This window comes from Kitasatospora sp. NPDC093806, assembly GCF_040683335.1.
Lineage (GTDB): Bacteria > Actinomycetota > Actinomycetes > Streptomycetales > Streptomycetaceae > Kitasatospora.
In genome coordinates this window covers 61,017-81,986 of the sequence record NZ_JBFBDO010000010.1, presented here as the reverse complement: position 1 = coordinate 81,986, position 20,970 = coordinate 61,017, and the positions used below count along the sequence as shown (strand labels likewise).

The 20,970-nt window shown below is 71.7% G+C and carries 19 protein-coding genes; 8 read left to right on the top strand and 11 right to left on the bottom strand.

All coding sequences use genetic code 11. The features are described 5' to 3' along the window. Nucleotides 1-42: 42 nt before the first annotated feature. Nucleotides 43-714: an MBL fold metallo-hydrolase gene (locus AB0N76_RS08860; RefSeq protein WP_363554681.1), complete on the bottom strand. Its 672-nt coding sequence runs from the start codon at nucleotides 712-714 to the stop codon at nucleotides 43-45. A 62-nt stretch (nucleotides 715-776) separates the two neighbouring features. Here AB0N76_RS08860 and AB0N76_RS08855 point away from each other — a divergent pair, with 62 nt between their 5' ends. After that, nucleotides 777-1,262: a MarR family transcriptional regulator gene (locus AB0N76_RS08855; RefSeq protein ID WP_363554679.1), complete on the top strand. Its 486-nt coding sequence runs from the start codon at nucleotides 777-779 to the stop codon at nucleotides 1,260-1,262. Nucleotides 1,263-1,287: 25 nt separating this feature from the next. Here the strand turns inward: AB0N76_RS08855 and AB0N76_RS08850 are convergent, their stop codons facing one another. Both AB0N76_RS08850 and rpsA read right to left on the bottom strand, forming a co-directional pair. Beyond that, a complete protein-coding gene (locus AB0N76_RS08850) occupies nucleotides 1,288-3,516 on the bottom strand; it encodes an MMPL family transporter (protein ID WP_363554677.1) in 2,229 nt (742 codons plus the stop codon). Between the two features lie 239 nt (nucleotides 3,517-3,755). Further along, complete coding sequence (rpsA, locus tag AB0N76_RS08845) at nucleotides 3,756-5,246, bottom strand: 30S ribosomal protein S1 (protein ID WP_030307517.1); 1,491 nt, start codon at nucleotides 5,244-5,246, stop codon at nucleotides 3,756-3,758. A 417-nt stretch (nucleotides 5,247-5,663) separates the two neighbouring features. Here rpsA and AB0N76_RS08840 point away from each other — a divergent pair, with 417 nt between their 5' ends. After that, nucleotides 5,664-6,518 carry a class I SAM-dependent methyltransferase gene (locus AB0N76_RS08840; protein WP_363554675.1) on the top strand — a complete coding sequence of 285 codons (855 nt, stop codon included), beginning with the start codon at nucleotides 5,664-5,666 and terminating at the stop codon, nucleotides 6,516-6,518. Between the two features lie 4 nt (nucleotides 6,519-6,522). After that, nucleotides 6,523-9,039: an ATP-dependent helicase HrpB gene (hrpB, locus tag AB0N76_RS08835; protein ID WP_363554673.1), complete on the top strand. Its 2,517-nt coding sequence runs from the start codon at nucleotides 6,523-6,525 to the stop codon at nucleotides 9,037-9,039. Between the two features lie 15 nt (nucleotides 9,040-9,054). Here the strand turns inward: hrpB and AB0N76_RS08830 are convergent, their stop codons facing one another. From AB0N76_RS08830 to AB0N76_RS08820, 3 genes are all read right to left on the bottom strand, one after another. After that, nucleotides 9,055-9,564 carry an NUDIX hydrolase gene (locus AB0N76_RS08830; RefSeq protein WP_363554768.1) on the bottom strand — a complete coding sequence of 170 codons (510 nt, stop codon included), beginning with the start codon at nucleotides 9,562-9,564 and terminating at the stop codon, nucleotides 9,055-9,057. Between the two features lie 281 nt (nucleotides 9,565-9,845). Then, the gene (locus tag AB0N76_RS08825; RefSeq protein ID WP_363554671.1) at nucleotides 9,846-10,313 is read right to left on the bottom strand and encodes an NUDIX domain-containing protein; all 468 of its coding nucleotides are present in this window, start codon (nucleotides 10,311-10,313) and stop codon (nucleotides 9,846-9,848) included. Next, on the bottom strand, nucleotides 10,300-11,070 hold the full coding sequence (locus AB0N76_RS08820; protein ID WP_363554669.1) for an XRE family transcriptional regulator: 771 nt from the start codon (nucleotides 11,068-11,070) through the stop codon (nucleotides 10,300-10,302). Before AB0N76_RS08820 ends, AB0N76_RS08825 begins: the two co-directional genes overlap by 14 nt. Nucleotides 11,071-11,250: 180 nt before the next feature. Here AB0N76_RS08820 and AB0N76_RS08815 point away from each other — a divergent pair, with 180 nt between their 5' ends. From AB0N76_RS08815 to tgmC, 4 genes are all read left to right on the top strand, one after another. Then, nucleotides 11,251-11,682 carry an ATP-binding protein gene (locus AB0N76_RS08815; RefSeq protein WP_363554667.1) on the top strand — a complete coding sequence of 144 codons (432 nt, stop codon included), beginning with the start codon at nucleotides 11,251-11,253 and terminating at the stop codon, nucleotides 11,680-11,682. A gap of 110 nt (nucleotides 11,683-11,792) precedes the next feature. After that, a complete protein-coding gene (gene tgmA / locus AB0N76_RS08810) occupies nucleotides 11,793-12,065 on the top strand; it encodes a putative ATP-grasp-modified RiPP (protein ID WP_363554665.1) in 273 nt (90 codons plus the stop codon). Further along, on the top strand, nucleotides 12,065-13,030 hold the full coding sequence (tgmB, locus tag AB0N76_RS08805; protein ID WP_363554663.1) for an ATP-grasp ribosomal peptide maturase: 966 nt from the start codon (nucleotides 12,065-12,067) through the stop codon (nucleotides 13,028-13,030). Before tgmA ends, tgmB begins: the two co-directional genes overlap by 1 nt. Next, entirely contained in the window at nucleotides 13,027-14,169 is a 1,143-nt protein-coding gene (tgmC, locus tag AB0N76_RS08800) for an ATP-grasp peptide maturase system methyltransferase (protein ID WP_363554661.1), read from the top strand. The genes tgmB and tgmC overlap by 4 nt, the downstream gene beginning before the upstream one ends. Nucleotides 14,170-14,241: 72 nt before the next feature. Here tgmC and AB0N76_RS08795 read toward each other — a convergent pair whose 3' ends face one another. From AB0N76_RS08795 to polA, 5 genes are all read right to left on the bottom strand, one after another. Beyond that, nucleotides 14,242-15,003: a GNAT family N-acetyltransferase gene (locus AB0N76_RS08795; protein ID WP_363554659.1), complete on the bottom strand. Its 762-nt coding sequence runs from the start codon at nucleotides 15,001-15,003 to the stop codon at nucleotides 14,242-14,244. 71 nt (nucleotides 15,004-15,074) lie between these two features. Further along, nucleotides 15,075-15,908, bottom strand: coding sequence for a papain-like cysteine protease family protein (locus AB0N76_RS08790; protein WP_363554657.1), 834 nt, complete (start codon nucleotides 15,906-15,908; stop codon nucleotides 15,075-15,077). Between the two features lie 204 nt (nucleotides 15,909-16,112). After that, nucleotides 16,113-16,262: a hypothetical protein gene (locus AB0N76_RS08785; RefSeq protein ID WP_363554655.1), complete on the bottom strand. Its 150-nt coding sequence runs from the start codon at nucleotides 16,260-16,262 to the stop codon at nucleotides 16,113-16,115. Nucleotides 16,263-16,498: 236 nt separating this feature from the next. After that, nucleotides 16,499-17,188 carry a hypothetical protein gene (locus AB0N76_RS08780; protein WP_363554653.1) on the bottom strand — a complete coding sequence of 230 codons (690 nt, stop codon included), beginning with the start codon at nucleotides 17,186-17,188 and terminating at the stop codon, nucleotides 16,499-16,501. Between the two features lie 104 nt (nucleotides 17,189-17,292). Beyond that, nucleotides 17,293-19,980: a DNA polymerase I gene (polA, locus tag AB0N76_RS08775; RefSeq protein ID WP_363554766.1), complete on the bottom strand. Its 2,688-nt coding sequence runs from the start codon at nucleotides 19,978-19,980 to the stop codon at nucleotides 17,293-17,295. Between the two features lie 303 nt (nucleotides 19,981-20,283). On the opposite strand from polA, the gene AB0N76_RS08770 reads away from it, so the two are divergent. Continuing rightward, a complete protein-coding gene (locus tag AB0N76_RS08770; protein ID WP_363554651.1) occupies nucleotides 20,284-20,736 on the top strand; it encodes a hotdog fold thioesterase in 453 nt (150 codons plus the stop codon). Nucleotides 20,737-20,970 lie beyond the last annotated feature (234 nt).

The following is a 20,970-nucleotide window of genomic DNA, read 5'->3' as shown; positions in this document are numbered from 1 at the left end:
CGGCAGCCCGTTCGCCCCGACCCGCTCGGGCCGGTCACCCCGTCATCCAAGGTCCAGGTCCCGGTCCAGGTCCAGGTCCAGGTCCAGGCTCTCGCCGTCCGCCAGGACGGCCAGCTCGGCGCCGGTGCCCGGGCCGCCCGGCCCGACCAGCCGGGTGTGCACGGCGAGGCCGGCCGGGCTGAGCACCGCGTCGTGCACCGGCACCGCCTGCCGCGGGCCCGCCTCCCGGACGTAGTCGATCAGCTCGGAGACCTTGGTCCACGGCCCGGCGATCGGCAGCAGCAGGGTCTCCACCGCGTGCGGCGGCACGGTCAGCGCGTCCCCGGGGTGGAAGAGCCGGCCGTCGAAGAGGAAGCCGACGTTCTTCACCCGCGGGATGTCCGGATGGATCACCGCGTGCCACTCGCCGTGCACGCTCACCCCGATCCCGCCCACCCCGAAGGCGTCGCCCTCGCCGACGGCCGTCACCCGCGACGCGACCCCGTCGAGCCGCGCCGCCACCGCCGGGTTGGTCCACACCCGCAGTGCCGGGTTCGCCGCCAGGGCCTGCCGCAACCCCGCCTCCTCGAAGTGGTCGACGTGCTCGTGGGTGATCAGGACGGCGTCCGCGCCGGCGAACGCGGCGGAGTCGGTGAACATCCCGGGGTCGACGACGACGGTGGTGCCGCCGTGCTCCAGGCGTACGCAGGCGTGTCCGAACTTGGTGATTCGCATGGACCATAACATACAGCAAGACTGCACAGTCTTGCTGTACATCTTCGGGATAGACTTCTCCCGTGAACAGTGCCGACCGCAGCCCCCGTCCCGAACCCCACGCCGAACCCCACCCCGGGCCCCACGCCGGACCCCACCCCGAGGCCCTCGAACTCGCCGCCGACCTGCGCGCCGCCATCGGCGAACTGGTCCGCGCCATCCGCCCCGGCGACACGCTGCCGCAGAACCAGGCCGGCGTCCTCGGCCTGCTGGTCCGCGACGACCACGCGTACACCATCGCCGAACTGGCCGCCCGCCAGCGCGTCCGGCACCAGTCGATGGCCCGTACGGTCGCCCTGCTCACCGAGGCCGGCCTGGTCACCCAGGAACCGCACGCCACCGACCGCCGCAAGCTGCTGGTGGTCGCCACCGAGGCCGGCCGCACCGCGCTTCACGAGCAGCGCGCCCGCCGCGAGGCCGTGATCGCCACCGCGATCGAGACCCGCCTCACCCCCGCCGAGCGCGAGACCCTGCGCGGCGCCGTCGCCCTGCTCGGCCGCCTGTCCTGACCGCGGCCCCCGCGGTGCGCGGCGGCTACGAGGGACTGCCGACCAGGTCCTTCGCGGCCTCCGGGCGCGGCGCGGGCAGCACGGCCGGCGCGATGTCCGGCAGGTCGACGTGCTCGCTCAGCCCGAACCGGTCGTGCAGGCGGCGCAGCGGGGCGGGCGCCCACCAGTTGAACTCGCCGAAGAAGCTCATCGTGGCGGGCACCAGCAGGCAGCGGACCAGGGTGGCGTCCACCGCGACGGCGACGGCCAGCGCGATGCCCATCTGCTTGACCATCAGCATGTCGCCGAGGGCGAAGCCGGCGAAGACGATCACCATCAGCAGCGCCGCCGAGGTGATGATCCGACCGCTGCGCTGGACGCCCAGCTCCACCGCCCGGGTGCAGCTGTGCCCCTTGTCCCGCAGTTCCTTGATCCGGGCCAGCAGGAAGACCTCGTAGTCCATCGACAGCCCGAAGGCGAAGGCGAAGACCAGCACCGGGATGAAGGTCTCCAGTCCGCCGGTCGGGCTGAAGCCCAGCAGACCGCTGAACCAGCCGTCCTGGAAGACCAGGGTGAGCGCGCCGAGCGAGGCGCCCAGCGAGAGCAGGTTCATCAGCAGGGCCTTGACCGGCATCACCACCGAGCCGGTCATCAGGAACAGCAGGATCAGCGTGCCGAGGGCGACCAGGCCGAGCGCGATCGGGCCCCGGGTGAGCAGTTCGTCCTGGAAGTCGACCACCGAGGCCGCGCCGCCGGTGACGTGGGTGGTGAGCCCGCCGCGGTCGGCGCGCAGCTCCTTGACCACCTGCTTGGCCTGGCCGCCCTGGGCGTCGCCGTGCACCAGCACGTCGATGGTGGAGACGGTGTCGCTGACCGGGGTGACGGCGCGGACGCCGCTGACGCCCGGCAGCTCGGCCACCACGTCGTCCGCGTAGGCCTGGGCGACGGCCGCGCCGCTCTCCACGACCACGGTGATCGGGGCGGCCGAGGCCTGCGGGAAGCGCTGGTCGATGGTCTCGGCGACCTGCCGACCGACCGAGGAGGCGGGCAGCACGGCGGCGCCGGAGTTGCGCATGTCGGCGTGCAGGAACGGCGCGCCGGCGGCCATCAGCAGCGCGGTGCAGGCCAGCGCGACCGGCACGGCCCGCTTGCGCACCCGGCGGACGGTCCGGCTGAAGAAGCCCTCGTCGGGGACGGGCGCGGTGGGGGTCTTGATCCGCCGGCCGGCGAAACCGAGCAGCGCGGGGACCAGGGTCAGCGCGGCGGCGACGGCGATCACCACGACGCTCACACCCGCCGCGGCGACGGCGCCGAGCACCGGGCTGGTGAAGACGAAGAGGCCGGAGAGCGCGACGGCGACGGTCAGGCCGGAGAAGGCGACGGTGCGGCCGGCGGTGGCGGCGGTCCGTTCGACGGCGGCGGCGATCGACGCACCGTGACCGCGTTCCTCGCGGAAACGATTCACCATGAGCAGCGCGTAGTCGATCGAGAGGCCGAGGCCCAGCACGGTGGCGATCGGCAGGACGCTGGTGTCGATGTCCATGATCTTGCTGAAGCCGAACATGGCCAGCAGCGCGCCGCCGACCGAGGCGACCGCGCCGATCACCGGCAGGCTGGCGGCGGCCAGGCCGCCGAAGACCAGGACCATGACGATCAGGGTGAGCGGCAGGGTGACCAGCTCGCCGCGGCGGGTGTCCTTCTCGGTCTGCTTCTTGACCTCGTCCTGGAGGACCAGGTCCCCGCCGACCTTCACCTGGGCGCCGTCGGCCTTGATGTCCGCGAGCCGCTGGGTGACCGCGGCGGTCTGCGCGGAGGTGCTGGAGTCGGCCATCCGGACCGAGACCAGGCTCGCCGTGCCGTCGGCCGAGCGGAGCGCGGCGGCGGCCGGGTCGGAGCCGTAGGCGTCGACGGCCGAGGAGACCCCGGGCAGCGCCGCGATCTCGGCGGTGGCCCGGCTCACGGCATCCCGGACGGCGGCGTCGTCGACCGGTTTGCCGTCCACCACGGCGGTGACGGTGCCCCTGGCCGGGTCGGCGGCGGTGAGGACGGCGCCGCCCCGGTCCGACTCCGCGGCGGAGGAGGAGGCGCCGGCCACCGAGCCCTCGAAGACCCGGCCGCCGATCAGCACGCCTATGACCAGCACGACCGCCCAGAACCCGAGCACCCAGCGGCGGTTGCGGAAGCAGAACCGGCCGAGGGCGGCAAGGCGTCCGGCGACCTGCGGGTCGGCGGACGTGCGGGGGGAGGTGGGGGTCACTGCGGTGCTACGGCGCATGTGCGGGGGGTGCCTAGCGTGCGGGGCCGGGTGAGCGGTCCATCGGGCAACTCCTCCCAAGGTAGGGCCTTGGTCCTGAATCACCCATAGCGGACCGATGAGCCCCTAATCACAAAATTCCTTCCGATAAGGAACAAATAAGTGAAGGGATAAAACAATGGACCCCGCCCGGTAAACCGAGCGGGGTCCATCGATGACGCTATGCGCTGCTAACGAGCACCAGCGACGGGGTCAGAGCTTCAGCTCTGGCCGCCGGCCAGCTTCTCGCGCAGGGCGGCCAGGGCCTCGTCCGAGGCCAGGGCGCCCGAGCCCTCGTCGCTGCTGGACGAGTAGGAGCCACCGGCGGCAGCGGCGACGGCGTCGCCACCCTCGGCAGCGGCCTCCGCGTCGGCCTCGCGGCTCTTGATGACCTGGGCCTGGTGCTGCTCGAAGCGGGTCTGGGCCTCGGCGTACTGCCGCTCCCACTCCTCGCGCTGCTTCTCGAAGCCGGGCAGCCAGTCGTTCGCCTCGGGGTCGAAGCCCTCCGGGTAGATGTAGTTGCCCTGGTCGTCGTACGAGGCGGCCATGCCGTACAGGGTCGGGTCGAACTCGACCTCGGCCGGGTTGGCACCCAGGGCCTCGTTGGCCTGCTTGAGCGACAGGCTGATGCGGCGACGCTCGAGGTCGATGTCGATGACCTTGACGAAGATCTCGTCGCCGACCTGGACGACCTGCTCCGGGATCTCGACGTGGCGCTCGGCCAGCTCGGAGATGTGGACCAGACCCTCGATGCCCTCGTCCACGCGGACGAACGCACCGAACGGAACCAGCTTGGTGACCTTACCCGGAACGACCTGGCCGATCTGGTGGGTACGGGCGAACTGCTGCCACGGGTCCTCCTGGGTCGCCTTCAGCGACAGGGAGACGCGCTCGCGGTCCATGTCCACGTCGAGGACCTCGACGGTGACCTCCTGGCCGACCTCGACAACCTCGGACGGGTGGTCGATGTGCTTCCAGGACAGCTCGGAGACGTGCACCAGGCCGTCGACGCCACCCAGGTCCACGAAGGCACCGAAGTTGACGATCGAGGAGACGACGCCGGAGCGCACCTGGCCCTTCTGCAGGGTGGTGAGGAAGGTCTGGCGGACCTCGCTCTGGGTCTGCTCCAGCCAGGCACGGCGGGACAGGACCACGTTGTTGCGGTTCTTGTCCAGCTCGATGATCTTGGCCTCGAGCTCCTTGCCCACGTAGGGCTGGAGGTCGCGGACGCGACGCATCTCGACGAGCGAGGCCGGGAGGAAGCCACGGAGGCCGATGTCGAGGATGAGACCACCCTTGACGACCTCGATGACGGTACCGGTGACGATGCCGTCCTCTTCCTTGATCTTCTCGATCGTGCCCCAGGCACGCTCGTACTGAGCGCGCTTCTTGGACAGGATGAGACGACCCTCCTTGTCCTCCTTCTGGAGAACCAGGGCCTCGATGTTGTCGCCGACGGCGACGACCTCGTGCGGGTCGACGTCGTGCTTGATCGACAGCTCGCGGGACGGGATGACGCCCTCGGTCTTGTAACCGATGTCGAGGAGGACCTCGTCACGGTCGACCTTCACGATGACGCCCTCGACGATGTCGCCATCGTTGAAGTACTTGATGGTCTCGTCAATCGCGGCCAGGAACGCCTCGGCGTCGCCGATGTCGTTGAGCGCGACCTGCGGGGTGGTGCTGAGGGAGGAGTCGGTGGGGCTCGTCATTAGGAAAAGGGCTCCGGTACGGACATGAAAGTCGTAGGTAATGCCACGCGGAGGGCCCGTATCGCTCCCACCGAAAGCCGGACAGCCAAGAACACGGCGCACCGGAAATCCCGCAGAACGGGAGAATCGGCGTCCGTCTTGCGACCGTGGGGTCTTCGACAGATGCGAGCGCGACCTGCTCCGTCCGAGGCGCGCAGGCCCGCAGCGCAACTTGTAGCATACGGGGACGGCCAGGCACGGTCAACGCCAAGAGCGGCAAGACGGTGGAGCCCGGCACGGAACAGGCCATATCCTCCGATTGCGCACCTCATGGGTGGCGGCCGCAGGGAGCCTCTTCCCCGGATGCCACCGCCGGGACCCAGACCCTCGCGGGTCGACTCACGGCAGCGGCGCTTCCGCGAACCCACACCCTACGCGATGGGCATTGTCACCGTGGCCACCACCCCCCAGCCGAACCTCGATGATCTTGACGATGACGGCGACGACGCGGTAAGGCGCACCGCCGGCTCCGGCGAGAGCAGCCGCGCCAGCCGCCACTGGTGGGACCGCAACGCCGACGAATACCAGGACGAGCACGGCGAGTTCCTCGGCGACGACCGCTTCACCTGGTGCCCGGAGGGCCTCGACGAGGCGGACGCCCGGCTGCTCGGCGAGGTCGCCGGCCGCACCGTGCTGGAACTCGGCGCCGGCGCCGCCCAGTGCTCCCGCTGGCTGGCCGCCCAGGGCGCGCACCCGGTCGCCCTGGACATCTCGCACCGTCAGCTCCAGCACTCGCTGCGGATCGACCTCTCCCGCGGCGCCGTGCCCGTCCCGGTCGTCCAGGCGGACGCCGCCGTGCTGCCCTTCGCGGACGCCTCCTTCGACCTGGTCTGCTCGGCCTACGGCGCCGTCCCGTTCAGCGCCGACACCGCCGCCCTGATGCGCGAGGTGCACCGGGTGCTGCGGCCCGGCGGGCGCTGGGTCTTCTCGGTCACCCACCCGATCCGCTGGGCCTTCCCCGACGAGCCCGGCGTCGAGGGCCTCACCGCCCTCTCCTCCTACTTCGACCGCACCCCGTACGTCGAGCAGGACGAACAGGGCCACGCCACCTACGTCGAACACCACCGCACCATCGGCGACCGGGTCCGCGAACTGGTCGCGGCCGGCTTCCGGCTGGTCGACCTGGTCGAGCCCGAGTGGCCGGACGGGCACGAGCAGGAGTGGGGCGGCTGGTCGCCGCTGCGCGGCCGACTCATCCCCGGCACCGCGATCTTCGTCACCGAGCGGGGCTGACGCCTTGCTGAACCCGGCCTGGCGCGAGCTGCCCGTCCGCACCGCCCTGCCCGCCCTGCACCGCGCGCTCGACGAGCACGGCACGGCGGTCCTCGCCGCCCCGCCCGGCACCGGCAAGACCACCCTGGTGCCGCTGGCCCTCGCCGGGCTGCTCTCCGACGGCCGGCCCGCTCGGCGGGTGCTCGTCGCGGAGCCGCGCCGGCTCGCCGTCCGGGCCGCCGCCCGCCGGATGGCCTGGCTGCTCGGCTCGGCCGTCGGCGCGCAGGTGGGCTACACCGTCCGCGGCGAGCGCCGGACCGGGCCCGAGACCGTGGTCGAGGTGGTCACCACCGGCGTCCTGCTCCAGCGGCTCCAGCGCGACCAGGAGCTCTCCGGCGTCGACGTCGTCGTCCTCGACGAGTGCCACGAACGGCACCTGGACGCCGACACCGCGCTCGCCTTCCTGCTCGACGTCCGGGCGGCGCTCCGCCCCGAACTGCGGATCGTCTGCGCCTCCGCCACCTCCGACACCGCGGCCTGGGCCGAACTCCTGGACGACGCGCCGGTGGTCGAGGCGCACGGCGTCTCGCACCCGGTCGAGGTGGTCTGGGCGCCGCCCGCCCGGGCCGTCCGCCCCGCCCACGGCACCCGGGTCGACCCGGCGCTGCTCGACCACGTCGCGGCTGTGGTGCGGCGCGCTTTGAGCGAGCGGGACGGGGACGTGCTCTGCTTCCTGCCCGGCGTCGGCGAGATCGCCCGCGTCGCCGGGCAACTGTCCGGCTTGTCGGTGGACGTGCTCCAGTTGCACGGCCGCGCCCCTCAGCCCGTCCAGGACGCCGCCCTGGCTCCCGGTGAGGGGCGCCGCATCGTCCTCGCCACCTCCGTCGCCGAGTCGTCCCTCACCGTCCCCGGCGTCCGGATCGTGGTGGACGCCGGGCTCGCCCGCGAACCCCGCACCGACCACGCGCGCGGCCTCGCCGCCCTGGTCACCGTGCGCGCCTCGCTCGCCGCCGCCCGCCAGCGGGCCGGCCGCGCCGGACGCGAGGCCCCCGGCACCGTCTACCGCTGTTGGCAGGAGGCCGAGGACGCCCGCGCCGCCCGCTTCCCCACACCGGAGATCGCGCTCGCCGACCTCACCTCCTTCGCGCTCCAGGCCGCCTGCTGGGGCGACCCGGACGCCACCGGCCTCGCCCTGCCCGACCGGCCCCCGGCGGGCGCGATGGCCGCGGCCCGGGAGACCCTGCTCGCCCTCGGCGCCGTCTCCGCCGACGGCCGGGCGACCGCGCGCGGCGTCCGCCTCGCCCGCACCGGCCTGCACCCGCGGCTGGGGCGCGCGCTGCTGGACGGCGCGCCGGCCGTGGGCGCCGACCGCGCCGCCTCGGTCGTCGCGTTGCTCTCCGAGGAACCCCCGCGCGCCCTGGGCGACGACCTCGCCACCGTCCTGCGGCTGGTCCGCTCCGCCCGCGACCCCTACGCCGGACGCTGGCGCGACGAAGTCCGCCGCCTGCGCCGCTCCACCTCCTCCGAGCCACCCACCGACCTGCCCGACGCGACGGCCGTCGGCCTGGTCGTCGCCCTCGCCTTCCCCGAACGGATCGCCCGCGCCCGGGTGGAACGGCCCGAACCCGGCACCCTCAGCCCGTACCTGATGGCCTCCGGCACCGCCGCCGAACTCGCCCCCGGCACCGCGCTCGGCACCGTCCCCTGGCTCGCCGTCGCGGTCGCCGACCGCCCGGCCGGCTCGCACTCGGCCCGCATCCTGCACGCCGCCGCCCTGGACGAGTCCACGGCCCTACTCGCCGGCACCTCGCTCCTCACCACCCGCGCCGAAGTCCACTGGGACACCCGGCGGGGCGACGTCGTCTCCCGCCAGGTCGACTCCCTCGGCGCCATCGAACTCTCCTCCGCTCCCCTCAACCGCCCCTCCCCCACCCTCCTCCGCACCGCCCTCCTCGAAGGCCTCACCCGCGAGGGCGTTTCGGCGCTGCTCACCTTCCCCTCCCCCGGTCTCCGCGAACGCCTCGCCTTCCTCCACACCGCCCTCGGCGCCCCCTGGCCCGACGTCTCCGACGCCGCCCTCCTCGAACGCGCCGACGAGTGGCTGGAACCCGAACTCTCCCGCGCCCGCCGCCGCTCCGACCTCACCCGCATCAACACGACCGACGCCCTCCAGCGCCTCCTCCCCTGGTCCACCGGCGAGGCGGGCCGCCTGGACGAGCTGGCCCCGGAACGCATCACCGTCCCCAGCGGCTCCAAAATCCGCATCGACTACACCACCGAACGCCCAGTGCTGGCCGTCAAGTTGCAGGAACTCTTCGGCTGGACCACCACCCCCACCCTCGCCGCCGGCCGCGTCCCGGTGACCATCCACCTCCTCTCCCCCGCCGGCCGCCCCGCCGCCGTCACCGGCGACCTGGCGTCCTTCTGGCGCGACGGCTACCGCGCCGTCCGCGCCGACTTGAGAGGCCGCTACCCCCGCCACCCCTGGCCCGAGGACCCCACCACCGCCGAACCCACCAAGCGCACCAACGCCCGCAAGTAGCAACAGGAGACCCCACTACCCATCTACGGGTAGTGGGGTCTCGGGCAGCTCGCAGGACGCACCGCTCAGCAGGTGTCGACCGTCGTGGGTCCGGACACTTGGTGCAGTGTCGCCCCGAAGCCCGTCCAGGACACGTACGGCGTAGACCGCGGCCATGCGTTCGGAGACCTCGGCCGGTGTCAGCCAGGCAATCTCGACCGACTCCTCCGAGAGCCGCATCGCCTCGTTCTCCGGTCGGCAGCGAAAGACGAGGGCGACGATCCCTCGGCTCACGTTCTTGTAGACGCCGGTCAGCCGCTCCACGCCGACCTTGATCCCGGTCTCCTCGTGGACCTCGCGGCGCACGCCGTCCTCGACGGCCTCGCCAAGCTCCAGCACGCCACCCGGAGGCTCCCAAGTCCCGTCGTCAGCCCGACGAATCGCCAGCACACAGCCGTCCTCGCGCACCACCACCCCGGCGACGGACACCGAGTGGAGCGGCGCTGACTGGGACTTCCCGGCGCTATTACTCATGTGCAGGAGGATAGGAGCCCCGGCGAGGGATGAGGTGGCCTCGTCGGCCACACCGGCCTTGTGCACCGCCCGCAGCAGCAACCGACCCGTACCATCGAGCCCCCGCCCGCCCGGCACCCGGGCCGACGGGGTTCCAGGCGATGACACCGGTCCGCCGCGTCCGCCTTTCCATGCACCTCGGCACCACGTCCGCACCGATCGCTGAGGCCGCAGCCCCCGCCGCCCCTGGCCCGAAGACCCGACCACCGCCGAACCCACCAAGCGCACCAACACCAGGAAATGCGAAGGCGCGGCTAGCGAACCACAGGAATCTCCCCTGAGCGCCAGTCAGCCAGCCGCTTGCGGATGTTCGACACCATCGGCAGCCCGTCCGTCTCGGCCGGGCTGAACCACGCCACCTCGTGGGACTCGTCGGACACCCGCAGCTCTCCGCCAAGCGGGCGCCCGAGGAGACAGATCGAGAACTCCTGGCGGACCTCGCCGTCGTCGTAGGCGAACACGTGCCCGGGGTCGGTGTAGGTGCCGACGATCCCGGTGATCTCGATCTCGATGCCGGTCTCCTCGCGCGTCTCGCGGACACCGCACCCGGCGAGCGACTCACCGATGTCCATCCTGCCGCCGGGCAGGGCCCACATCCCGTTGTCGGTACGCCGCTGGAGGAGGACGCGGCCCGCATCGTCGACCACGACGACGGACGCCGCCGGGACCAGCGAGTTGGCCTCGGGAGCGTTCGGGTCGTCCTCGTAGTCACGTCTTGGCATGATCCACCACCTCTACTGCCGGGACAGTCCACAGGTCCCGCCCCTTCGCCCACAAGTCCTCGACGTGGCCTGCGAAGCGATCGAACACACCGTCGTCCTGGGCCCGCCTGAAGTGCATCATCGGAGCGTCATGGCCGATCCTACCGGGCAGCAGCGGTGTGACGATCATGTCGTCGTCGAAGCGAAAGACGCTGAGTGAGACGTGTCCGGTCTCGTATCGCGCCTCGATCGACGTGTCCCGCAGCTTGGCCAACTCGGACAGGGTGACCTCGATCCGGGTCGAAAGGCTCAGCGGGACATCCTCCTCCAGCTCACGCTGACGGGTGACCGGGTGTCCTGGCTCGCCGAGGACGAAGCGGACCCGAACGCTCGCCGCCGCCTTCTGCCGAAGCAGACCGCCGAAGTTTGCGTGCTCCAGCCACAGGAAGTAGTTGGTGTACCCGGCAAACGTCAGCTCCCGGGTTGCCCCCTTTATCAGTTGACGCCAAAGGGAGGCCGGCGCCGCCGACCGGTACGGGTACATCTGCACCAGCTCCCGATCCGGGCCCGACTTCACGAGCTGCTGCACGGATGGCCAGAGCACGGTTTCCTCCTCACCGAGAGCCCGACTGGCAGCTGAGCGGTGTCGGGCATGGGGCTCGCGCGAGGGATTCGCGAGCCACCGATCGACGGTCTTGGGATCGACACCGCACACACGCGCGAGTTTGGACGAGGTCATGTTGGCACGGGCCATTGCGTCACGGAGCGAGCTGTTCACCGGCTGACCTTCCACGTTAGGGACGTTTCAAGGTCTACCAGCCGAACGTCCCTAACGTCCCGAAAACGAAGTATGACGTCCCGTCAGTTAGCCCCAAGATTTGGCGTGCCCGATACCGCGCCGCCCGGGTCGGGTCAGGTCGGCCACGTCCGCTATCTCCTCTCCCCCTTTGAGGACCCCATGCTCACCGCCCGCCGCCCCCGCAGGTTCGCCGCGCGCCTCGACTCGCGGGCCGAATCCACCTCGTTCGCCCGGCACTTGCTCCGCGCGTACCTCTCCGCCCTCCCCAGCGGCGACCGCTTCTCCGACATCGCCGAACTCCTCCTCGGCGAGCTCTTCGCCAATGCGATCCAGCACTCCGACGCCCCCGCCGACCGCCATATCGAGATCCGCTTCGCCCTCACCAACGACCTCCTCCGCGTCGAGGTCCACGACGCGGGCAGCGGGCGCCCCTCCGTCCGCTCGACCTCCCCCGACGACGAGCACGGGCGTGGCCTCTTCCTCGTCAACGAGCTCGCCGAACGCTGGGGCTGCTGCCCCCGTGCCGGCGGCATCGGCAAGTTCGTCTGGGCCCTGATCGCCCCCGCCCCCACCCAAGCCGCCACCCGGTAGACGCGCAGGAAGTCGGCCCCTCCGACTTCCTGCGCGCACCACCAAGACCCCAGCTCTGCTCATCAACAGGGCTGTTGAAGCAATCCAGACCGTCGATCCGAGGAGGATTCATGACGCACACCCTCGTACCCTGGGGCATCAGCAGGATGGCACCGTACGTGGCCACCGCCACGCTCCCGGCGTTCACGCCCGTCATCGACCCCGAGACGCAGATCGCCGTCATCGTGGACGAGAGCGGCCGGACGGTCGAGCTGGGAAGCCACGGAACCAGCACCAGTGGTGTCACGCCCACCCAGACGAGCCCCGGTGACGGGGCCTCGCCGGGCGGGGCCAGCGACAGCGACGTCACCGAGTCCTACGACCAGGACCAGAGCTCCGACTGATGGCCGCCCGAAGCAGGTCGGTACTGGTACTGACCAATGTCTCCGACGTGACAGCGGATGCGGTACTGCGAGTGCTCGCCGAGCGCCGGGTTCCGGTGGTCCGTTTGGATCCCGGCGCCGACCTGCACACGGATGCCTCGCTGACCGCCACGTACTGCGTTGGCGGTCAGCGGGGCACCCTCCGCACGTCGAGCCGCGAACTCGACCTCACGGACGTCCAATCCGTCTGGGTGCGCAGGCCCTCGGCCTACAAGGGACCGTCTGACCTTGCCGGCCAGGACCGCCGGTTCGCCGCCGCACAGGCATTCTGGGGAACGGGCGGCGTCCTGTCCTCGCTTCCCGGGGCGCACTACGTGAACCATCCCTGGAACAACCGGGCGGCGGAGTACAAGCCGGCTCAGCTCGCAGCCGCACAGCGCTGCGGATTCCACGTACCCCACACCCTGATCACCAACGACGAGCACGAGGCCCGGGAGTTCACCGCCCACCACGCCGCTGGTGCGGTCTACAAGCCCCTGTGGAACACCCCGTACTCGGTCGACGGCCAGGCCCAGGCAGTGTGGGTCCGCGAAGTCCGCAGCCCGGAGATCACCGAGGCCGTGACGGCGTGTCCGCACCTGTTCCAGGCCAAGGTTCCCAAGGCGTTCGACGTACGGGTGACCGCAGTCCGGGACCGGCTGTTCGCCACCCGGATCGACAGCCCGGATCTCGACTGGCGGCATCGGCAGGACCGGATGCACTGCACCCCGATCGACATCCCCGCGCCGGTCGCCGAGTCCGTCGCCCGCTACCTGACGATCTTCCGACTGACCTTCGGAGCCTTCGACTTCGCCGTCACCGCAGACGCCACGTGGTACTTCCTGGAGTGCAACCCGAACGGTCAATGGGCGTGGCAGCCGACCGGGATCACCAACGGGATCGCGCTCGCAATCGCCGACCAACTGGAAAGGGGCCACCACGAGTGACCACATCCGACACCCTGCGCGCCGCCCTGGTCGAGCAACTCACCGACAACGGCACACTCACCGACCCCGCATGGACCGAAGCCGCCACCGCCGTGCCGCGCGAACTGTTCGTCGGTAGCTACTTCCTTCCGTTCGAAGGCAGCTCCCCGACCAGCTACCGAACCGTGCGCCCCGACGACCCCGGGTGGCTGGAGGGCATCTACACCGATCAGACCCTCATCACCCAACTCGACGGCCGCACCCGGCCGGAGGACACCGGGGAGCACCCGGTGTCCGGGGCGCCCTCGTCGTCGTCCACGCTGCCCTCGCTCGTGCTGGGCATGTGGCAGCAGCTCGGCGCCGCCGCCGGTCACCAGGTCCTCGAAGTCGGCACCGGAACCGGATACTCGACCGCGCTCGGTGCGCACCGCCTCGGCGGCGGGAGCATCACCAGCATCGAGTACGACCCCCAGGTAGCCGAACGTGCCGCCACCGCCCTCAAGGCCGCCGGCCACGCCCCGCGCCTCATCACCGGCGACGGCCTCGCCGGGGACCCGGACGGCGGCACCTTCGACCGGCTGATCGCGACGTGTTCGGTCCGGTACCTGCCGATGGCCTGGCTCCGCCAGGTGAAGCCGGGCGGCCGGATCCTGGCCACCCTTTCCGGGTGGAGCTACGCCAATGCCCTGGCTCTGCTCGACGTGACCGGCCCCGGTGAGGCCACGGGCCGGTTCCTGCCCGGCTACACCAGTTTCATGATCGCCCGACCCCACGACCGGCCGCCCCGCCCGACCCTGGCCCTGCTCCCCGGGGAGGAGCGCGCGAGCCGGATCGACCCCGCGAAGCTCGATACGTGGACCGGAAGCTGGGTCGCACAGCTCGCCGCGCCCTCGGCCGAACGGTTGGGAGCCGGCGGGCAACAGATCCTCTCGGACGTGGCCACCGGATCACAGGCCAGGACCATGCCCGACCCCGAAGGCGGGTGGACCGTGGTGCAACGCGGACCGCTCCGCCTGTGGGACCAGGTGGAGACCGCCATCGAGCGCTGGCAGGGCGCGGGCGAGCCGCACCAGGACGCCTTCGGCATCACGGTCTCCGCAGCCGGCCAACGCGTCTGGCTCGGCAGCGAGGACGGTCCGGGCTGGGACCTTCCGATATGACACCAGTGCTCAGGCGGCCAGGCCGTGCACAGGAAGTCGGCGGGTCCGACTTCCCACGCGCGACGCCTTCGTTCAGGAGGAGGCCCACCAGCTCGACGGGGACGCAACCGTGTAGCCCAGGGACTCGTAGAGCGGCCGGCCGAGCTTCGAGGCGGTGAGGGTGGCCGGCAGGTCCGCGACGTGGGCGAGCGCACCGAGCATGACGGCTCGGCCCACGCCGCGTGAGCGGAAGGCCTCCGAGGTCGCGATCCAGTAGTGGCTGCCGACGCCGTCGGCCACCACGCTCACACCGGCTCCCGCGACCGCGCCGTCGATCGAAGCGATGAAGACGTCCACGCCCGGCTGCTCGATCAGCGAGGAAGGAAAGAGCTCGCCGGGGCGGTAGGGCTCGAAGCCGGTGAGCTCGAAGCCCTCGATCACGACCCGCTCGGCCGCCTGGAGCTCCTCGGCCCCCTGCACCCGGGACACCTCCAGCGTCGGTTCGGCGACGGGGCCGGGCTGGCGCAGCATGACCGGCATCTGCCAGGTGCGCATGCCCAGGTGGCTCAGGTCGGTCGAGTCGAACGGGTCCTCGACGTACGCCGTCCCCGCAGCCCCGCGCACCAGCTCGCTCAGCTCGGCCACCTCGGCCGGTTCGAGGTCGGCCTCCTGGATCAGGACCCGTAGCCCCGCCCGCTCGTCGCCGGCGACCGCGACGAACCCGCGGCGCGCGATCACCTCGTGCCCCCGGCTGCGCCCGGTCGCGGTCCAGAAGGCGGCGGAGTTGCGGGCCTGGCGCAGCGGCGCCTCGGCCAGGGAGACGGACTGGTCGGTCGAAGATGATCCACTTGTCATTGGGCCTACGGTAGTACGAAATTGACTCCTTTTCACCGGTCAATTTCCCACACAACGACCGGGCCGGGAGGTCACCAGCCGGTGAGCTCCTGGCCGAGAAGCCGCTGGCACACCTGCCACAACATGCTCGACCGGCTCGACTTCACGAGGACCTTGTCCCCGGGGCGGAGCACCTTCTCCAGAAGTCGGGCCGCGGTCTCGGCGTCGGCGACGATGGCGGTCTCCGCCTCACCGTGGGCCGCCGCGAGCGCGAGTTGGGTAGCCATACCGCCGCCGACGGCGATGACCAGGTCCACGCCCAGCTCGGCTGCGAGGGCGCCGATCTCGCGGTGCGCGGCCACGGCGTCGTCGCCGAGTTCGGCCATCTCCCCGAGGACGGCGATCAGGCGTCCGCTCGGCCGCAGGGCGGGGAAGGTGATGGCCCGGCCCGTGTAGGACGCGGCGAGGCGGCTCAGCGGGACCCGATCGTTCTCCTGCCCCCAGGACGAGGGGTCGCGGAAGTGGATGACCGGGTCGTCGCCGTCCTCGAAGCCGTTCGCCACGATCAGGTGGCCGCCGCGCCGACCGTCCTCGGGAAGCTTCTCCGTGACCGAGACGATCAGCGGCGCCTCCGCGAGACGGGCCGTCAGCTCGTCGGCCGGCACGGGTTCGGCCCGGCCGGGGACGTCGAAGGCGGCGGCGATCTCGGCCAGTCCGACGTGCAGCCAACCGCGCTCGGTGAGGGCTCCCTTGTCGACACCGATCCGGACCAACTCCGTGACCGTGGGCGGCTCCTGCCCGTACGCGAGGAGGATCATCCGGAGTGACGCCATGCCGCAGGCACGGTCCGACCACTCGATCCGGTCCCCGAGCTCAACGCCGCCGCGCTCCTCCCACTCACGCTCGGAGATGCGTTGACGGCACATCGGGACATCGTGGACTCGCGACACGGCGGCGGCCTCCCAGGACAGGTCAGGTGGTAGGTGAGACCGTACATCGCCGCCCCGGTCACGTAGTTCGAGTCCCGGCGCGCCGCTGACCGGACCGGGCGCTGATGCGGGCGGGCCGGTCGGCCCCGGCCGTAGGTGACCTCCGCGGCGGGCGGGCGGCTCGGGCCGTGGCTCAGGCGGTCAGGCGGTGAGGGCGACGATGATGGACCAGCCAGGTGAGAAGCCGCCGTTCTTGACCAGGTCGGCGTAGCCGCCCTCGGTGTCGAGCCGGCCGCTGACGGCCGCGCCGTTGCCGGCCCGGTAGAACAGCAACTCCCGTCCCACCGGCACGATGTGCGTCTACCCGGCGGCGAGAGAACCACCGGTGAGTTCGGTGTAGACACCGTCGAGGCTGAACCTTCCCGCCGCGGTATGGCCGTCACCGGCCTGGTAGAAGAACAGTTTCCTGGGCACGGCTTTCCTCCTTGGTTGTCCGGACTGGGGCCGTCGCGTTCCGCTGCGGATACACGCGGTCACCGTCGGGTGAACGGCGGGCCGGTGAACGGTCGACCGAGCGTGACCGGGCGTCAGCCGCCGCCGGAGAAGCCGCCGGAATTGGCGGAGCCGGAGCCGCCGTAGACCCAGCCGCCGGAGCGGGGCGGTGGGGGCTTGGGGCGGGTGCGGTGTTCGGTGTGGCGGTGGACGGGGATGCCGGAGGGGGCGAGCAGGGCTTGGAGGGAGCGCTGGAGCGCGTCGGCGTCGGTGCCCTTCGGGGCCCGGTGCGGGAGGCCGCCGTCGCCGGTCGGGATCACCACCTTGATGTGGACGGTGCTGACGGCCGGGTCGGGGTCGCCCTCGTAGGGGACCTCGACGGCCTCGGCCAGCTCGATCCGCCGCAGACCGGAGATCGGGACCCAGGCGTCGGTGCGGGCGCCCCGGACGAAGCGCAGTTCGGTCGGGGCGCCGGCCGGGGCGAACTGCACCCGGCAGGTCGTCGCCAGCTCGCGCGGGGCGGCGTACAGCCAGACGCCCAGGACGCCGGCCACCCACAGCGCCGCGCAGACGGTCACCGCGCCCGTGAAGGTGGCGCCGACGATCACCGCCACCAGCACGATCAGCGCGCCGGCGGGGAGGAAGACGACGCCCACGGCGAGCAGCGCGCCGAGGAGCCGCAGCAGCAGGAGCGCGCCGGCGGGCCAGGAGCCTCCGCCCGGTTCGAAGACCAGGTCGGTGGTGGCGCCGTCGGGGCCGGATCGGATCACCTCATCGGCAGGCATACCCGCCAGGGTAGGACCGCCCGGCGGAACCGAGAAGGCCCCGCACGCGAACCCAACGGGTCGGCGCGCGGGGCCACTTGGTGAATCGACCGGCAAGCGACCGGTCAGTGCGCGGCGGCCTCCCAGTCGGCGCCGACGCCGACCGAGACGTCGAGCGGGGCGCGCAGCGGGTAGGCGCCGGCCATCTGCTCGCGGACGATCGCCTCGACCGGCTCGCGCTCGCCGGGGGCGAGCTCCAGGACGATTTCGTCGTGCACCTGGAGCAGCATCCGGGAGGCGAGCCCGGCGGTGCGCAGGGCCTCGTCGACCCGGAGCATGGCGATCTTGACGATGTCGGCGGCCGAGCCCTGGATCGGGGCGTTGAGGGCCATCCGCTCGGCCATCTCGCGGCGCTGGCGGTTGTCGCTGTTGAGGTCGGGCAGGTAGCGGCGGCGGCCGAGCAGGGTCTCGGTGTAGCCGGTGGCGCGGGCCTCGTCGACCACCCGGCGCAGGTAGTCGCGGACGCCGCCGAAGCGCTCGAAGTAGGTGTCCATCAGGCCCTGCGCCTCGCCCGGCTTGATGCCGAGCTGCTGGGAGAGCCCGTACGCGGAGAGGCCGTAGGCGAGGCCGTAGGACATCGCCTTGATCTTCCGGCGCATCTCGGCGTCGACGTCGGCGCCCGGCACCTCGAAGACCTGGGAGGCGACGGTGGTGTGGAGGTCCTCGCCGGTGGCGAAGGCCTCGATCAGCGCCTCGTCCTCGGAGAGGTGGGCCATGATCCGCAGTTCGATCTGCGAGTAGTCGGCGGTGAGCAGCGACTCGTACCCCTCGCCGACCACGAAGGCGCGGCGGATCATCCGGCCCTCCTCGGTGCGGACCGGGATGTTCTGCAGGTTCGGGTCCTGCGAGGAGAGCCGGCCGGTGGCGGCGACCATCTGGTTGAAGGTGGTGTGGATGCGCCCGGCCGGGGAGACCGTCTTGAGCAGGCCCTCGACGGTGGTGCGCAGCTTGGCCTGGTCGCGGTGGCGGAGCAGGATGACCGGCAGCTCGTTGTCGGTCTGGGTGGCGAGCCAGGTGAGCGCGTCGGCGTCGGTGGTGTAGCCGGTCTTGATCTTCTTGGTCTTGGGGAGGGCGAGCTCGCCGAAGAGGATCTCCTGGAGCTGCTTGGGCGAGCCGAGGTTGAACTCGTGGCCGGCGGCGGCGTGCGCCTCCTCGACGACCCGCTGGATCTCGGCGGCGAACTGGGCCTCCAGGCCGGTGAGCCAGGGGCGGTCGGCGGCGATGCCGGTGCGCTCCATCCGGGCGAGCAGGGCGGCGATCGGCAGCTCCATGTCGCGCAGCAGCTCGGTGGCGCCGACCTCGGCGAGCCGGGTGTCGAAGAGCTCGGCGAGGTCGAGGACGGCGCGGGCCTGGAGCATCAGCGCCTGGGCGCCGGCGGTGGCGTCCTCCTCCGGGGCGTCGAAGGCGAGCTGACCGGACTCGGCGGCGGGGGCCGGGGCGAGCGAGCGGCCCAGGTACTCCTCGGCGAGCACCTCCAGGGTGAAGGTGCGGCGGCCGGGCTTCTCCAGGTAGGCGGCGAGGGCGGTGTCGGCGACGACGCCGTCGACGGTCCAGCCGCGCTCGGCGAAGGCCCGCATGACCTGCTTGGCGATGTGCAGGGCCTTGGGGGCGGCCGGGTCGGCGAGCCAGTCGGTGAGGGCCCGCTCGTCCTGCTCGGCGAGCAGCGCCGGGTCGAACCAGGCGGCGGCTTCCCCGGCGGCGAGCGCGATCTCGGTGACCTCGCCGGTGCCGAGCGCCCACTGGTAGACGGCGGCGAGCGCGACCGGGGTCTTGCCGTCGGCGGCGTGCTCGCGCAGCCAGCCGGCCAGCGTGCCGGGGTCGGTGAGGAGTTCGCCGTCGACCTCGACGCCGGGGGCGAGCTCGGCGGCGGCCTCGGGCTCGGCGGCGGCCGGGTCGATGCCGTGCACGCGGTCGCGGAAGTTGGCGTTGCGGAACTCCAGCGAGTCCATCAGCGCGCCGACGGCGGGCTTGTCGAACGGCGCGCGGGCCAGGTCGTCGACGCCGAGCGGGAGTTCGACGTCGCGGACCAGCTCGGTGAGGATCCGGTTGCGCTTGACCGAGTCGAGGTTGTCCCGCAGCTTCTCGCCGATCTTGCCCTTGACCTCGTCGGCGCGGGCGACCAGCTCGTCGAAGGAGCCGAACTGGTTGACCCACTTGGCGGCGGTCTTCTCGCCGACGCCGGGGATGCCGGGCAGGTTGTCGGACGGGTCGCCGCGCAGGGCGGCGAGGTCCGGGTACTGGCGCGGGGTGACGCCGTACTTCTCGGCGACCTTCTCCGGGGTGTAGCGGGTGAGCTCGGAGACGCCCTTGGTCGGGTAGAGGACGGTGATGTGCTCGGTGACCAGCTGGAGGGAGTCGCGGTCGCCGGTGACGATGTCGACGTCGAAGCCGGCCGCCTCGGCGGCGGTGGCCAGGGTGGCGATGATGTCGTCGGCCTCGAAGCCCTCGGCGGTCAGCCGCGGGACGTGCATGGCGTCGAGGAGTTCGCCGATCAGGCCGATCTGGCTGCGGAACTCGTCCGGCGTCTTGGCCCGGTTGGCCTTGTAGTCGGGGAACTCGACCGAGCGGAAGGTCTGGCGGGAGAGGTCGAAGGCGACCGCGAGGTGGGTGGGCGCCTCGTCCCGGACGGTGTTGGCGAGCATCGACGCGAAGCCGTAGACCGCGTTGGTGGGCTGGCCGGTGGAGGTGTTGAAGTTCTCCACGGGCAGCGCGTAGAACGCCCGGTAGGCCATGGAGTGCCCGTCGAGCAGCATCAGACGGGGCCGGGCTCCGCCGCCACCCGCCGCGCTCTTGTCCGTACTCTGCGTAGCCACGTCAACGTCCGTTCCTGCCGATTCCACTACCGGCCACCGATCCTATGGCCCGCCACCGACAAAAGGGGCACGCCCGCGACGGGCGCCCCTCGCGCACCCGCGCACCCCGGCCGTCACACCCGTTTCCCGCCGACACCACTGCTACCCCCGAGTAGGACGGTCGTACGATCACAGGCAGCAGCACCAGCACCACGATCACCGGCAGCACGACGACGTGCCCCCCGAGCGGCAGGAGCTTCCCCCATGACCGACGCGGCCCCCCTCCTCAACGTCCCGCAGGAGATGCTGGACCACTTCGCCAAGCTCGGCGTGGACCCGGCCACCTTCTCCGGCGGCGCGCTCGGCGAGAAGCTGGGCATCCGGATCGTCGAGGCCTCCGGCGACCGGGTGGTCGGCACCATGCCGGTGGACGGCAACCAGCAGCCGTACGGCCTGCTGCACGGCGGCGCCTCGGCGGCGCTGGCCGAGACGCTCGGCTCGGTCGGCGCGATGCTGCACGCCGGCCCGGGCCGGTACGCGGTGGGCGTGGACCTGAACGCCACCCACCACCGCTCGGCCACCTCCGGGCTGGTCACCGGGGTCGCGACGGCGGTCTTCAAGGGCCGCACCGCCGCCACCTACGAGATCGCGATCACCGACGACACCGGCAAGCGGGTCACCAGCTGCCGGCTGACCTGCATGCTGCGCGACCTCTGAGCCACGAGGGCCGACGAACCCTCAAATCCCTTACCCGCCCCCTTGTTTGACCTTCGATCGCCCTGGGCAGTCGTTGGTCCAGACAAGGGGGCGGTGGCATGTTCACAGTCTTTCAACGGTGTAACCGTGCGTAACAACTAGGAAATCCGAGCAATTGGCCGGATCCGGCCTTCGAATTCGCCCGGAAGCGCCCCCTCGACCCACTCATCGTCCGATATCCGGACGCATACGCCC

What these genes read in the sequence shown, in the direction of transcription:
- tgmA (WP_363554665.1), top strand. Translation starts at nt 11,793, where the DNA reads ATGACGCACACCCTCGTACCCTGGGGCATCAGCAGGATGGCACCGTAC.
- AB0N76_RS08815 (WP_363554667.1), top strand. Translation starts at nt 11,251, where the DNA reads ATGCTCACCGCCCGCCGCCCCCGCAGGTTCGCCGCGCGCCTCGACTCG.
- AB0N76_RS08860 (WP_363554681.1), bottom strand. Translation starts at nt 714, where the DNA reads ATGCGAATCACCAAGTTCGGACACGCCTGCGTACGCCTGGAGCACGGC.
- tgmB (WP_363554663.1), top strand. Translation starts at nt 12,065, where the DNA reads ATGGCCGCCCGAAGCAGGTCGGTACTGGTACTGACCAATGTCTCCGAC.
- AB0N76_RS08840 (WP_363554675.1), top strand. Translation starts at nt 5,664, where the DNA reads ATGGGCATTGTCACCGTGGCCACCACCCCCCAGCCGAACCTCGATGAT.
- AB0N76_RS08850 (WP_363554677.1), bottom strand. Translation starts at nt 3,516, where the DNA reads ATGCGCCGTAGCACCGCAGTGACCCCCACCTCCCCCCGCACGTCCGCC.
- AB0N76_RS08780 (WP_363554653.1), bottom strand. Translation starts at nt 17,188, where the DNA reads ATGCCTGCCGATGAGGTGATCCGATCCGGCCCCGACGGCGCCACCACC.
- polA (WP_363554766.1), bottom strand. Translation starts at nt 19,980, where the DNA reads ATGCTGCTCGACGGGCACTCCATGGCCTACCGGGCGTTCTACGCGCTG.
- AB0N76_RS08790 (WP_363554657.1), bottom strand. Translation starts at nt 15,908, where the DNA reads ATGTGCCGTCAACGCATCTCCGAGCGTGAGTGGGAGGAGCGCGGCGGC.
- AB0N76_RS08770 (WP_363554651.1), top strand. Translation starts at nt 20,284, where the DNA reads ATGACCGACGCGGCCCCCCTCCTCAACGTCCCGCAGGAGATGCTGGAC.
- AB0N76_RS08825 (WP_363554671.1), bottom strand. Translation starts at nt 10,313, where the DNA reads ATGCCAAGACGTGACTACGAGGACGACCCGAACGCTCCCGAGGCCAAC.
- rpsA (WP_030307517.1), bottom strand. Translation starts at nt 5,246, where the DNA reads ATGACGAGCCCCACCGACTCCTCCCTCAGCACCACCCCGCAGGTCGCG.
- AB0N76_RS08795 (WP_363554659.1), bottom strand. Translation starts at nt 15,003, where the DNA reads ATGACAAGTGGATCATCTTCGACCGACCAGTCCGTCTCCCTGGCCGAG.